At 52.1% G+C, this 14,251-nt stretch carries 13 protein-coding genes; 4 read left to right on the top strand and 9 right to left on the bottom strand.

All coding sequences use genetic code 11. The features are described 5' to 3' along the window. Nucleotides 1-70: 70 nt before the first annotated feature. From DEF47_RS05305 to gatA, 8 genes are all read right to left on the bottom strand, one after another. Nucleotides 71-1,027 (bottom strand): aspartate carbamoyltransferase catalytic subunit, encoded by a 957-nt coding sequence (locus DEF47_RS05305; protein WP_012191516.1) that lies wholly within the window; start codon nucleotides 1,025-1,027, stop codon nucleotides 71-73. Between the two features lie 75 nt (nucleotides 1,028-1,102). After that, the gene (locus DEF47_RS05300) at nucleotides 1,103-4,186 is read right to left on the bottom strand and encodes an AAA family ATPase (protein ID WP_012191515.1); all 3,084 of its coding nucleotides are present in this window, start codon (nucleotides 4,184-4,186) and stop codon (nucleotides 1,103-1,105) included. After that, nucleotides 4,186-4,722 carry a bifunctional pyr operon transcriptional regulator/uracil phosphoribosyltransferase PyrR gene (gene pyrR, locus DEF47_RS05295; RefSeq protein WP_012191514.1) on the bottom strand — a complete coding sequence of 179 codons (537 nt, stop codon included), beginning with the start codon at nucleotides 4,720-4,722 and terminating at the stop codon, nucleotides 4,186-4,188. The genes DEF47_RS05300 and pyrR overlap by 1 nt, the downstream gene beginning before the upstream one ends. Before the next feature lie 95 nt (nucleotides 4,723-4,817). Further along, a complete protein-coding gene (locus DEF47_RS05290) occupies nucleotides 4,818-5,534 on the bottom strand; it encodes a dolichyl-phosphate beta-glucosyltransferase (RefSeq protein WP_012191513.1) in 717 nt (238 codons plus the stop codon). Between the two features lie 310 nt (nucleotides 5,535-5,844). Then, complete coding sequence (gene meaB / locus DEF47_RS05285) at nucleotides 5,845-6,819, bottom strand: methylmalonyl Co-A mutase-associated GTPase MeaB (RefSeq protein ID WP_012191512.1); 975 nt, start codon at nucleotides 6,817-6,819, stop codon at nucleotides 5,845-5,847. 7 nt (nucleotides 6,820-6,826) lie between these two features. Continuing rightward, complete coding sequence (locus DEF47_RS05280) at nucleotides 6,827-7,240, bottom strand: cobalamin B12-binding domain-containing protein (protein WP_012191511.1); 414 nt, start codon at nucleotides 7,238-7,240, stop codon at nucleotides 6,827-6,829. Between the two features lie 114 nt (nucleotides 7,241-7,354). Beyond that, entirely contained in the window at nucleotides 7,355-8,674 is a 1,320-nt protein-coding gene (locus DEF47_RS05275; RefSeq protein ID WP_012191510.1) for a hypothetical protein, read from the bottom strand. Between the two features lie 177 nt (nucleotides 8,675-8,851). Beyond that, nucleotides 8,852-10,306 (bottom strand): Asp-tRNA(Asn)/Glu-tRNA(Gln) amidotransferase subunit GatA, encoded by a 1,455-nt coding sequence (gene gatA / locus DEF47_RS05270; protein WP_353845046.1) that lies wholly within the window; start codon nucleotides 10,304-10,306, stop codon nucleotides 8,852-8,854. Between the two features lie 328 nt (nucleotides 10,307-10,634). On the opposite strand from gatA, the gene DEF47_RS05265 reads away from it, so the two are divergent. From DEF47_RS05265 to DEF47_RS05250, 4 genes are all read left to right on the top strand, one after another. Then, on the top strand, nucleotides 10,635-11,225 hold the full coding sequence (locus DEF47_RS05265; RefSeq protein WP_012191508.1) for a hypothetical protein: 591 nt from the start codon (nucleotides 10,635-10,637) through the stop codon (nucleotides 11,223-11,225). Beyond that, nucleotides 11,222-11,914 (top strand): HAD family hydrolase, encoded by a 693-nt coding sequence (locus DEF47_RS05260; RefSeq protein ID WP_012191507.1) that lies wholly within the window; start codon nucleotides 11,222-11,224, stop codon nucleotides 11,912-11,914. Before DEF47_RS05265 ends, DEF47_RS05260 begins: the two co-directional genes overlap by 4 nt. Beyond that, nucleotides 11,898-12,737 (top strand): SDR family NAD(P)-dependent oxidoreductase, encoded by an 840-nt coding sequence (locus DEF47_RS05255; protein WP_012191506.1) that lies wholly within the window; start codon nucleotides 11,898-11,900, stop codon nucleotides 12,735-12,737. The genes DEF47_RS05260 and DEF47_RS05255 overlap by 17 nt, the downstream gene beginning before the upstream one ends. 171 nt (nucleotides 12,738-12,908) lie before the next feature. Then, entirely contained in the window at nucleotides 12,909-13,616 is a 708-nt protein-coding gene (locus tag DEF47_RS05250) for a class I SAM-dependent methyltransferase (protein ID WP_012191505.1), read from the top strand. A gap of 359 nt (nucleotides 13,617-13,975) precedes the next feature. Here DEF47_RS05250 and DEF47_RS05245 read toward each other — a convergent pair. After that, a partial coding sequence (locus tag DEF47_RS05245) for a transposase (RefSeq protein ID WP_287045006.1) occupies nucleotides 13,976-14,251 on the bottom strand: 276 nt, incomplete at its 5' end.

Raw genomic sequence — 14,251 nt, 5'->3', positions numbered from 1 at the left:
TGGTTCAGCGCAAAAAGCCCCTCGCTCACTCGTATGGGCGAGGGGCCACAATCCTGATGATGGATCGGATCTACACCTGTTCGCTACCAGTGGCAAGGTAGTAGAACAAGGCCATGCGCATGGCTACGCCATTGGTAATTTGGGTTTCAATTACTGAGTGTGGGCCAGTTGCTACATCGGGCATAATCTCCACGCCTTCGTTCATCGGGCCGGGGTGCATCACAATCACGTTGGAGTTGGCGCTGGCGACGCGGGTAGCATTCAGGCCAAAGCGGCGGCTATATTCGCGCAATGATGGCAACAAACCACCTTCCATGCGTTCGTGTTGCAAACGCAAGGCCATCAGCACATCAGCACCCTCAGCAGCTTGATCAAGGCTATGCGAAATTTCAACATTGGGCCATGTGCTTTGCCAATATTTGGCTGGGCCGATCAAGGTTGGTGGGCCACAAACCACGACTTTTGCGCCCATCGTCGTCAACGCCCACAAATTGGAGCGAGCCACGCGGCTATGCAAAATATCACCAACAATCACGACTTTTTTGTCGGCCAACTCACCTAGCCGTTCGTGCATCGTGAATAGGTCGAGCAGGGCTTGCGATGGATGGGCATGCCGACCATCGCCACCATTAATCACCGAGCCACGGAAATGCTGCGCCACCAGATAGGGCGAGCCACTTTGGCCATGGCGCATCACAATATAATCGGCTCCCAAGGCTTGCACCGTGCGCACCGTATCGACCAATGATTCGCCTTTTTTGACGCTGGTATCTTTGGCTCCGAGGCTGAGCACGTTGGCCGAGAGCGCTTTGGCCGCTAGCTCAAATGACGAACGAGTGCGGGTGCTATCTTCCCAAAACATATTGACCACAATTTTGCCGCGCAACGTTGGCACTTGCTTAACCGGACGCTCCAGCACATCCTTCATCTGGGTGGCGATGGTCAAAAGTGTGCGTAACTCATCAGCACTCCAATCATCAAGATCAAGCACATGCCGACGGCGCGGTGTAGTGGTTGGCGAACTCATAAAAATTCTCCATCTATAGCAAGTAGCAACTAATAAACAAAAGCGCTTAGGTTGTGGCCTAAGCGCCTTGACGGTTTAGCGACGGGCTGGCAAGGCTGCTCGCCAACGTAACGCCGCTTCAATAAAGAGATCAAGCTCGCCAGCAAGGGCTGCTTTGGGATTGGTATGGACGATTTCGGTGCGCGGGTCTTTGATCGTTGAGCGCTTGCCCAAGTGATAGCTGCGCACCACCGAACCCCAAGCATCGTCGCTGGGCTGAATAAAATCATCAAGCTGTTTCATTGCCAAGCGCCCCAACAAGATGCTCAGCAACATTTCGCGCACGGCTCGTTCGCTGCCAGCACATGCAAAGGCGGCTGCGCCAGAATAGCGATGGATTGCCCGTCCAGTTACCCGCAATTTGCGCAAGAAATAGCCATCGGCGCGGGTATTCATCACCGCCATTTCAATGTCGCTGCTGGCCGGGGCTGGCGTATCCTCGGTTGGCACAGGCAATACCGTTATCTGCACTTGGGTCACGGTTTTGAGCCGTGGCTCGCCGCCAGTTTCTGAGATGCGATGGGTGCCTGCTTCGCTGCGCAATAAACCAAACGCGCCAGAACCACTAATCTGCAAGGTCACGCGAATCAGATTATCTTCGGCGGGTGTTTCGTCGATCACTTTGGCTTCAAAGCGCTTGCCTAGCGACCATTCTAAGTAGGCGTTGGCCAAGTTGCGAACCCAGCGCAAGCCTGCTTGGTCGCTCTCCAAAATGATATAAGCATCGTGCCAATCTTCGGGGTTACTGAACAGCATTTCCAGTTCGGCAAAGCGTAAATCGCGCTCAAGCCGCTTGGCCATGCGCATCAGTTCGGGGAACAAACGCCGCTCGTTGCGCTCGCGAATCCGTTGCAATAGTTGGTCGGCATCGTCATATAAACGCCGCAGATCGTCGCAGCGGCCAACGCGTCGCGCCACATTGCTCAATTCTGTCAGCAAAAACTGCGCTTGTTCATGATCATCCCAAAAGCTGGGACTGGACATTTCGTCCATTAGTTCAGTTTGGCGTTCGCGGGCCTCAACCACATTCAATTGCTTGATCAGATGCTTGAGCCGATTATGCAGTTGCTCGATAAACTGCGCTGCTTCTTCGATCGTTTGGGGCAATTGCAGCGCTTGCTCCTCAGGCGATGGTAGCAGCGGCTCATCATCATCATTTGCCACCCACGAAGCCTTGATTTGCTCGCGTGCCACGTATAAGCGCAACAAGCCATTGGTTTGCTCAGGCCGCGTCAGCAAGGCCGAAGCCAAAGGATAGGTGACCATCTTTTCGATTTGGCGCTTGAGATAGCGTGCGCCATAACGGATGCTATAACCATGTTTGAGCAAAATATCGAGCACAGCATCATCAAGCTCAACCTGCACGTTGCGCCGCACCAAGCCTTCACGCTCAAATAATTTGCGCATTTCGCGAGCGGCAATTTTGCGCATATCGCTCTGCGAAAGCGGCTTGAAGAAAATCACTCCATCAAGCCGATTGATAAATTCGGGCGAGAAAAATTCTTCAGTTTCGCGTAACACGCGCCGTTCAACCGCTTCGATACCTTCGCGGGCGGCAAAGCCCCAAGTCTCACCTTGCACAATCGTCGCGCCAAAATTACTGGTCATAATGATGATCGTGTTACGAAGATTGATTTCCTCGCCCATCGCATTGACCAAAATACCTTCATCGAACAATTGCAGAAAGCGATTGAAAATTGAGCGATGGGCTTTTTCAAATTCATCAAGCAATAGCACCGCAAAGGGCAAATTGATCAGCGCCATGGTCAGCTTGCCACGGCGTTCAGCATCGCTATCGCCCCAAGTACGGCCAAATAATTGGGCAAAATCGTATTCGCCGCTGTAATCGGCCATGTTGAAGCGTACAAAGCGTTCTTCGCTGCCAAACAAGGTTGAGGCTAAAGTTTTGGCTAGCTCAGTTTTGCCTACGCCCGTTGGCCCAAGGAAAAAGTAGACACCCATTGGCCGCGCCGGATCGTGTAGGCGAGCTTTGAGCAAGGCCAATTTTTGGACCATGGCAATTACTGAGGGATCTTGGCCGAGCACTCGTTCGCTGAATGAACGGCGCAAGGCAATTTCATCAAAGCGCTCATTTTCATCAAGCAATAATTTAGTTAGGCCAGTGCGATTGCCAAAACATTCAACCACATGGCGCGGCAAAACTTCTGGCTCGTGCTGGCGTTCAGCTAAGAGCAGCGAATCTTCCAGCAATTCAATCGCCTTGCCAGGAAAGGCTTGGTTCAGAATAAAGCGGCCTGCAATATCAATCGCAGTCGCTTGACTGGTAGCCTCAATATTGGCGCGTTGGCGATGACGTTCAGCCACATGCTGGACAATTTCGGCAACCTGCTCAGGCTTGGGAATCGCCAATTGAATCGAGGTAAACAAATCGGCAAATGATTCGCGATCAGCAGCGATGGCCTGCCAACGATCTGGCCGCGCTTCGGCGATAATTTTCAATTTGCCATTGTGTAAATTTGACTCAAGCGCGGCGGCCAAATCATCATCATCATCATCACCACGCTTAACCCCCGCCCCAACTGCGGCGTGAATATCGCGAATAAATAACAATACCGCGCCATGTTCAGCCAATTTGCCAAACAAGGTTGAGAGATTGGCTCGCCAGCCCTCGCCAAATTGCAAGCCAGCCAATAATGAGGCTGGAGTCATCTCATACATCGGCAAATCGCGCAGTTTTTCGGGCATATTTTCGGGAGTTTTAACCAAACGCCGCACCAATTCATGCACCAAGGCGGTTTTGCCCGAACGCGCCTTGCCCAAAATAATTGGATTCACATGATCCATCGAGGTGAGCAATTGCTGGACTGCCAGCAAATCCTCGTCGCGCAAAAAGGCTGGACGCAACTCATCGCGTTCAGCGCGAGCGCGAAGGTCAATCGTACAGCGGCTCAATAAATTGGCTAGTTCTTCATCTTCAACCATAATTCTCTGCTCACCTAACAATGGTGCAAGTTCATCAAGGGTCGCCAACAACGCAGCAGTTTCTTCGCGGCCATCAAGTTGCAATGGTGCCACCGCTGCTCGTTTGCGCCGTGACCCAACTTGCTCCAAAAAGCGTGATGTCCGTCGCCGTCGTCGTGCTTGCCCGCTTCGCCCCATCAGTCCTCCTGCACAATTACAACACTATCTTGGGCTGCATCAATTTCACTGAGTTGGACATCAACCCGCTCATTTTTGGCGGTTGGAATATTTTTGCCGACAAAATCGGCGCGAATTGGCAACTCGCGATGACCGCGATCGACCAGTACGGCCAATTGGATGGCACTTGGGCGACCCCAATCGCTCAACTCATTTAATGCTGCGCGAATGGTGCGGCCAGTGTAGAGCACATCATCGACCAACACTACCACCCGTTTGCCTAATTCGGGCAAAATTGTGCGGCCCAAGATTGGGGCTGGCCCACGCGAATGTAAATCGTCGCGATAGAGGCCGATATCAAGCTCGCCAACTGGCACCTGCACATGCTCGGTTTCGGCGATCATCGCGGCTAAGCGGCGAGCCAAGGGCACACCCCGCCGATGAATCCCCACCAGCGAAACCAAATTAGCTCCAGCGTTGCGCTCAACGATCTCATGGGCGATACGTTTGAGGGCGCGGCGAATTTCCTCGTCATTCATCAACTGTTTGGGTGTCATAGGATCTTTGCTCCTGCCAGCAATAGCGTATTGTCTATTGTAGCCCCGATTGGCTGGCGGCGCTACCACACAGCGACCTAGGGCTAATGAATGATTTAGCCGCCCAAGCGAACCCGTACCAAGCCTTTAATATCTTGCCAAGCGGTTTTAACAATTTTGACCGTTGTGCCCAAGTCTTCGATCCATTCAACGGGCACTTCAAAAATACGATAACCGCGCCGTTCAGCTTTGAGCAATAATTCAGTATCAAAAAACCATTCGTTATCGCGCACCATTGGGATGAGTTCTTGGGCCGCTTGACGGGTAATTGCTTTGAAGCCACATTGAGCATCGCGAAAACGATGCCAAAATAGCACGCGAATCAACAAATTGTAGGCGCGGGAAATCATTTCGCGCTTCCATTGGCGCGTAACAATTGCCCCGTGCATCAAGCGTGAGCCAGTGCCCAGGCTATAATCGCTGTGAATTAATGCGGCGAGCAATGGTGGCAACGCACGGAGATTGGTCGAAAGATCGACATCCATATAACACAAAATATCGGCTGAACTTTTGAGCCAAGCAGTGCGCAACGCCCGCCCTCGCCCACGTTGCTCCAAGCGCTCAAAATCGACCTCGCCTGGAAAACGACTGCGCAGATCGTGGCAAATTTGGGGCGTGCGGTCGGTTGAGCCATTATCGGCGACAACGATGCGCCAACGATAAGGACACGAGGCCTGCAAAAAATCGCGAAGGGCTACGACGCTTTGCTCTAGCTGCTGCTCTTCATTCAATACCGGAATTACGATATCAACAGAGTAGTCGGTGTGTGCCATACAACCTCGGAGAAACAACAAACCCTAAGCCGACGATCCGACCTAGGGCATGAGCGAAAATGGGCAAAAAATTGCTATTGAGCTACACGCCTTCGCAGCCTCGCCGGACCGCATTTAAAGGACTGCTCGATTATAGTTGGCAGCTTGGGTAGTGTCAATCCTAGATAAGGATGAAGGATGAATTATGAGGGATGAAGAACATAGGGATTGGAGATGGGTTATTGGGAGTTTCCCCCTCGCCTGCTGTGCGGGAGAGGGGGTGAGGGCATGTTAATCCATTGCCAACCGCCAAAGCTTGATCCTGCTACTCCTAGCTTTGCCCGGATGGAGTTGCCGATTGCGGGAATTCCAAAACGCTTTCAATCGCTTGATTGGCGGCGGCATATGGGTCGAGTTGGCGCTCGCTCATCTGTTTGAGTAGCTGTTCATGGACGTGCGGCTCAAGTCGTTGCAGCAATTGGCGCAACAACGTTTCACGCATAATCACTTTCCACTCGCGCTCAATCCGCTCGCGTTCGCGCAATTCGAGCAAATTGTTGCTTTTGAGGTGGGCGAGATGCCGTTCGACCGCCGCAGCCGCCTCGGCGATATTCTTGCCAGTGTTGGAAACAGTCTGGACAATCGGTGGCTCCCAGCCATCACGGTGCTCGCCACTGCCAAGATGCAGCATCATCTGCAATTGCCGAACTGTGCGCTCAACGCCCTCGCGATCAGCTTTATTGACCACAAACACATCGGCAATTTCCAAAATGCCAGCCTTGATCGCCTGAATATCATCGCCCATACCTGGCACTTCAACCACCACCACAGTATGGGCTTCGCGGGCAATTTCGACCTCGGCCTGACCAGCCCCCACAGTTTCAACAATCACAATGTCAAAACCTGCTGCATCGAGCGCTTTGACCGCATCGCCAGTGGCCCGCGACAAACCGCCAAGGCTGCCACGGCTCGCCATCGAACGAATATAACAGCCGCTGTCGCCGCCCAACGCTTGCATGCGAATCCGATCGCCTAAAATTGCGCCACCACTAAATGGCGAGGTTGGGTCAACTGCCAACACGGCGACCGTGCGCCCAAGGCTACGCCAATGCAAGGCCATTTGGGTTACCAAGGTCGATTTGCCAGTGCCAGGTGCGCCAGTTACCCCAACAATATGAGCATGGCCAGTGTAGGGGTAGAGCGCCGCCAAAGCCGTTTGGGCTTGGGCATCGCCAGCTTCAACCAAGGTTATCAAGCGGGCCAGTGCACGGCGATTGCCAGCACGAGCCTTTGCTACAAGTTCCACGCCCAACCTACCCTTCTACCGAGCTACGCTCAACATGCTCACGAATAAAATCGATAATTGCATGGGTCGAAGAGCCAGGCCCGAAAATCCCCGCAATCCCATGATCGTTGCGCAAGATTGCTGCATCTTCATCGGAGATAATGCCGCCAGCTACAACCAAAATATCCGCGCCATCGTTTTCGCGCAGCATGGTGGTGATTTTGGGCAGCAAGGTCATATGCGCCCCTGAGAGAATCGACAAGCCGATGCAATCAACGTCTTCTTGCAAGGCGGCTTCAACGATCATTTGGGGGGTTTGTTGCAACCCAGTATAAATAACTTCCATGCCTGCATCACGCAAGGCACGGGCGATCACTTTTGCGCCACGGTCGTGGCCATCAAGCCCTGGTTTGGCCACTAACACCCGAATTGGTCGTTCCATGAGGGTCTTTCCTCCACATTGAGAAATGACGATATGCCCCATTGTAGCGCAGTTTAGCCCACCTGCGAATCAGCAATCGGTTGCAGATCGTCACTTCATTTGAGCGCAGCAATATTAGATTAATGCTGCGACTTCTTTCAAACGCACCCGCTTGACCCATTGATAGCCACGTTTGCCTTGTAAACATTGTTGGCGGGTGGTGGCGATGTTGCCCAAGCCCCAACGCTGGCCATTGGCAAGGTCAAAGTTCATGCTGGCCTCAACCACATCGAAATTGGCGCTCAACGAATAGTTTGTGCCTGAACGATCGGTGCCTTGGAAAGGGCCAACATACAACGTCACATGGCCAGCTCGCGCCGCGCCATTATTGCCAAATACCAACACATCGCCTGGTTGCCAATCGTTGGCATCGGTAATTTCTTGCAGGGTGGCGGGGCCGGGTGCATAATGCTGGGCCATATGGGGATTGGCTCCGCTGTTCCAATTGACATTAAAGCCTGCTGCGGCCAAACAAATGCTCACCAAATCGGCACAAACAATATCTTTGTAGTATTGATGATTGGGATTGCTGGCGAATTGCGCTCCATAACACATTTGTTGCAAATTCGTGGGCAGCGCATCGTAGACGGTTTTTTCATCGCCCAGCATAAACAAGGCTTGATCAATAATCGCCCGCACTTTGGGATGTAAAGCATTATAGCTAGGGTGAGCCGAACGCACACCGCTGCCACCACCGCGCACATTGATCGGTTGATTAATTGTATTGTTGACAATTACTGGCACGCGAACAGGCGTATAACCAGCCACATTGACTTCGAGCAAGCCAACCGCGCCTGCTCCAATATTGTCAAAGCGATAATTGCCTTGAGCATCGGTTTTGACTTCGCAGGCAGCACGGGCCACTGGCGCGACATCGGGAATCAGATAGGTTTTGGCGGTTTGGAATAAACGTCCATCAGCCGCCAGTTGGGGATTATGAATCAAAGCATTATCTCGAAACGATTCCCAGCTAATTGGCACACGCTTATCGATATATTGTACCCAGCAATCCCAACGCGAGCCAGCAAACCCAGTGATTTGGCGCGTCCAGCTCACTTCTTGGGCTGGCGAAACTTCGGGCATCAAATAGGTTTTATCGCTATGAAACACCCGTCCATCATCGCTCAAATGTGGGTTGTAGATCAGCGCACCATCGCGAAAATCGCCCCAAGCAATTGCTACTTTGCTGTTGATCTGCTGCTCCCAACATTCCCAGCGCGTGCCACTAAACCCTGTCAGCGAGCGCGTCCAATCGACCTGGCCTGCTGGCAAAAGGCTGCGATTGGCCACATTGCTCAGATAGCCTGCTTGTGAGATAAACCGCACGCTAATGTTGGCAAGCGGCGCAAGATCAATCGTCCGAACCACCCGCCCAGTGATGCTATAACTGGTCATGCCGTTGGCTCCCTACTAGATGCTTTCGTAGTTCAATGGTAGCGGCGGCGCTCGGAGATTGCAATAGCCCAAGGAAAGTATGAGGGATGAAGGATGAGGGATGAAATTTAACCACGAAGAGCGTGAAGGATCGTTACTTAGTGATCTTCGCGTTCTTCGTGGTTACGAAACGTTTGGCTACAAATTAGGATGTTGTTTGTGCCAGCTGTTATTTTGCTCGTAGGCATGGCCGACGCGCAGCAAGGTCGCTTCATCGAATGGCTTGCCAATTAATTGCAGGCCTGTTGGCAAATTGTCGCTGAAGCCACAGGGTACAACCAAACCAGGCACACCCGCTAAGTTAATCGGCAATGTACACACATCCGAGAGATACATCGCTACTGGATCATCAGCTTTTTCGCCAATTTTGAAGGCCACGCTGGGCGAGGTTGGTGCTGCCAATAGATCGACTTTGCTCCAAACTTCTTGGAAGTCGCGGCGAATCAAGGTTCGTACTTGTTGGGCGCGGCGATAGTAGGCATCGTAATAGCCCGATGAGAGTGCATACGTTCCAAGCATAATCCGGCGGCGCACTTCCGCGCCAAACAATTGGCCACGCGTCGATTCAATTTCATCGAACAGCCCATTGCCTTCTAATCGCACGCCATAGCGCACACCATCGAAGCGAGCCAAGTTGGTGCTACATTCGGCTGGCGCAATGATGTAATAGACGGGCAAGGCATATTTGGTGTGGGGCAGCGAAACCTCAACAATTTCAGCACCTAAATCTTTAATCTGCTCGATCGCCGTGCGCACGGCTTTTTCAACCCCAGGCTCCATACCATCGACGAAATATTCGCTGGGCACGCCAACTTTGAGGCCGCGAATATCGCCAGTGAGGCTAGCACGATAGTCGGGTACTGGCAAATTGGCGCTGGTTGAATCTTTGGGATCATGACCAGCAATCGTTTCGAGCAACAAGGCCACATCTTCAACCGTGCGGGCGAACGGCCCACATTGATCGAGTGATGAGGCAAAGGCTACCAAACCATAGCGTGAAACCCGCCCGTAGGTTGGCTTCAAACCAACGATGCCACACAACGCGGCAGGTTGGCGAATTGAACCACCAGTATCGGTGCCCAATGTGCCAAAAGCTTGGCCAGCAGCAACCGCCGCCGCCGAACCACCCGACGAGCCACCAGGCACACGTTCGGTATCCCATGGGTTGCGTGTACCGCCAAACGCACTATTTTCATTGGATGAACCCATGGCAAACTCATCCATATTAAGCTTGCCGAGGGTTACCGTGCCAGCCTCGTTGAGTTTGCTCACGACGGTGGCATCGTAGGGCGGAACCCAATTTTCCAGCACTTTCGAGCCGCAGGTAGTGCGCACATCTTTGGTGACAATCACATCTTTAATGCCCAAGGGAATACCAGTTAAGCTCGTGGCGTTGCCAGCCTTGATGCGCTCGTCGGCGGCTTGCGCTTGTTGCAGGGCCAAATCGGGCGTTTGAGTTAAAAACGAATGCAGGGTTGGCTCTAACGCGGCGATGCGTTCCAGCAGAGCCTCGGTCAGTTGCACCGAGGTAATCTCACCGCGATCTAATTGGGCGCGGGCCTCGGCAATTGTCAATTCATGGAGGGCCATAATCACATCCTCACGCATGGGCTTGCTTGTTTACCAACGCGCATTGTAGCATAGCGCATCGTTTCAGGATCAAAAGCTATAAATAAGTTTCCTCACCCCTAACTTTCAAGGGTAGGTTTAATAATGGTTGGGGATGCGCCGTCGATTGGCGTGCCCTCACCCCCTCTCCCGCCGAGCGAGCGAGGGGGAAACCTGGAATGCGCCCCTCGCCCGCCGCAGTGGGAGAGGGGGTGGGGTGAGGGAGTCAAGTTTAATCATCATGACAAGCAACGATTGGCTGTGGTATACTGCTGATGAATTTTCCCCTTCGAGGCACTGCAAGGAGGTTGACGTGGCCAATCGCAACCGCAAATCCACCGATTCGACCAAAACAACTGCTGTTGAACGAGTTGATATCGATCGCTCGTACAAGTTTATGATCATGACCTCCTTTATCCTCAATGTTGTGTTAATTATTGGTTTAGTCGTTTTGGCAATTGCGCTATTTGGCTATAAAACAGGCCTCGCGCCGCTCAAACCAACGATCGCTAAATTAACTGATACCATTGATGGGCTAAGCAATGCCACGATTAAAGCTAGTGTGCCACTCAACGAGCAGTTGCCGATCACCTTACAAGTGCCTGTCAGCCAAAATACCAATGTGCGGATAACTCAAGCTGTGCCGTTGCAAGTGCCTGCCGATATCACCCTGCCTGGCGTTGGCTACCTCAAAGCCAGCGTGGCCTTGAATTTGCCCGAAGGCTTGGAATTGCCAGTCTATTTGAGCCTGACAATTCCGCTGCAAGCCTCAGTGCCCGTCAGTTTAACTGTACCAGTCAATATTCCACTCAAAGATACTGAGTTAGGGCCACAATTCCGCAGCCTTGGCGAATTGGTACAGCCGCTGGCCGACCTTGTCAATGGGGAACCAACCGAACAATGAAATTGCTGCTTTGGGATATTGATGGAACCCTGATTCGGTCACATGGGCGCAGTCTTGAAGCTTTCAAGGCTGCGTTTCAGCGTGTATACGAAGTTGATCTGCCGCTTAGCTCAACCGCTGGCAAAACTGATGGCCTGATCGTTCGTGAGACACTCCATTCATGGGAAGAGGCAGCAATTCTCGAGCGGCTTGAGCAATTTTACGCCGTGTATGAAGGCGAATTACAAGCTCGTTTTGAATATCTGCAACGCGAAACCACAATTTTACATGGTGTTCATTCGGCCTTGAGCCACTTACAACCCCATACGATTCAATCCTTGCTAACAGGCAATTTGCAACGTACCGCTAAAATCAAACTCGATGCTGTTGATCTAAGCCGCCATTTTCGTTGGGAATGGGGCGCATTCGGCTCGGATAGCCATATTCGCAACGATTTAGTGCCCGTCGCATTGCAACGAGCGCAAGCTGCTGGTTGGCATGGCACGTTTGATGATGTAGTGGTAATTGGCGATACGCCGTTTGATATTGCTTGCGCCAAAATTGCTGGAGCATGCTCGGTTGCCGTGGCAAGTGGTAAGTTCAGCCGCGAACAACTTTCTGAGCACCAGCCCGATTTGCTGCTCGAAAATTTGGGCGAATTGGCCCAGCTTCAGGCATTTTTAGGAGTAGCCGATGAAATTGCTCGATAAAGTAATTGTCATTACTGGTGGCAGCCGTGGCTTGGGCTTGGCGATGGCCGAAGCAATGCTCAGCCAAGGAGCCAAAGTTGTGATCGCTGGCCGCGATCAAGCTAGCCTTGAACAAGCCCTTGCTCAACTCAAACGCCAATCGAGCCATGTGCTGGCAACAACTTGCGATGTTGGCGATTTGGCAGCAATCGAAGCCTTGCGCGATCAAACTATCGCCCAGTTTGGCAAACTCGATGTCTGGGTCAACAATGCTGGCGTGGCTGGGCCTTATGGCGCGACTGTGGCAATTCATCCCCGCGATTATCGGCGTGTGATCGACACCAATATTTTTGGCACGTACCATGGCTCAATTACTGCACTCAAATATTTCCAACAACAAGGCCATGGCAAATTGATCAATCTGTTTGGGCGTGGTGATACTGGGCCTGTGCCGTTTCAAACCGCCTATGGCGCTAGCAAAAGCTGGGTGCGCAACTTTACCTTGGCCCTCGCCAAAGAACATCGTAACCAAGGCATCGAAATTTTGGGCTTTAACCCAGGCTTGATGACCACCGATATGCTGACCGATGTGCAAGTGATGGCGGGCTACGAGTCCAAACTTGAAGCCCTCAGTACCATTTTGCGCATGTGGGGCAATCCGCCTAGTGTGCCGGCGCAAAAAGCGGTTTGGCTTGCATCGAAGGCCACCGATGGCCGCAATGGCTTGAGCATCAGCCTACTTTCGCCACCACGCTTGTTGCTGGGCGCACTCAAAGAAGCAATTCGGCGTGTACGCGGCAAGCCTGCTCCAGCATTACCAATCAAACTGACCACCATCGATTAAGGATTGATTGAGCAACGAAACCATGCAGCGAGGTTGGGTCGGGAATTGAAAATACTAAAACTCAACCAACCAAAAGAGCACTAAATCTGTCTTATATTGATCAGTACAAAATTACTCAAACCTGCTAAAATAGCGCGATTGACGCTTATTTGTGGTTTGAGGATGTTCCCCATGGCCAAATCAACGGTTGAAACCATTCGTGCCCGCTTCGATGCTGATGTTGAGCGTTTTTCCAATTTGGAAACTGGCCAATCGGCGACCGTCGATGCCCCTTTAGCAATGACGTTGGTTGCTCAAGCGGCTGCCGCCACTACTCCTAATGCTCGCCATGTCTTGGATATTGGCTGCGGCGCTGGCAATTACAGCCTACGAGTTTTGCAAGAATTACCCAACCTTGATGTGACGCTGATCGATTTGAGCTCGTCAATGCTTGAGCGAGCGCAACAACGGGTCGGTGCAGCCACAACTGGCAAGGTCACTGCTTTACAAGGCGATGTCCGCCAGCTTGAGTTGGGCAGTGAGCAGGTTGATATTATTGTGGCAGCGGCGGTATTTCACCACCTACGCGACGATGCTGAATGGCAGGCGGTTTTTGCTCAATGTTATGCCGCCTTGCGTCCAGGTGGTTCGCTGTGGATTTTCGATCTGGTGGAGCATTCCAGTGAGGCCGTCCATAGTTTGATGTGGCAACGCTATGGTCAATATCTCAGCGATTTCCGCGATGAGGCTTACCGCAACCAAGTATTTGAATATATCGAGATCGAAGATTCGCCGCGCCCATTACTCTGGCAAATTGACGTTTTGCGGAGCGTTGGCTTCCAAAAGCTGGATATTCTGCATAAAAATAGTTGTTTCGCCGCCTTTGGCGGGGTGAAATAAGCTAATGTGCACGGGGAATAAAGTTGGAAACTGGAAACATTCGATTTTACGCTCAAAGCGGCTAAGTTTCACGGTTCTTGTATGCGCTAAAGTTGGAAACTGGCGATGGGCGACTACTACAAAATAGCTCGCACACCAAAAATAAAGTTGGAAACCAACAGCCTCATATGCCCACTCTGTGGGAACGAAATACATGTTTCTCAACCATACTCTTATTCTTTACTGCAAAGTCAGTCACTCCAGTAATGAGACAATATGTAGCACTATTCGTAAGGTATGAGAGTTTTCCTTCCAAGTGGCTAAATATCTTATAGTGCCTGCAGATTCGTTTCAACAAAAAGTAGGCTCTATCTGATAATTCAGGATAGCGATGTGGATGGTGCCAGGATGCGAACCACGCGTTGAATCATGGCCAGATGGACGAATCCGCGATCGTTCAGCGCCAGTTTCTCAAACCACGTGGCGACCGAACGGCACTCTTTCAGGCACACAATGGTGCCTTCGACCACATTGAGGGCACGATAGGCCGCTGCGTCATAGCCGACCGGACCAGCCTTGCGCATCCCGCATCGGCGGCGTGGCGGAATCACCGATCGAATCCCATACTGCTGAAGCCAGTGGACGATACGGCGGGC

The sequence above is a fragment of the Herpetosiphon sp. genome, from assembly GCF_003512625.1.
Classification (GTDB): Bacteria; Chloroflexota; Chloroflexia; order Chloroflexales; family Herpetosiphonaceae; genus Herpetosiphon; species Herpetosiphon aurantiacus.
This window is presented reverse-complemented; position numbering and strand designations above follow the sequence as displayed.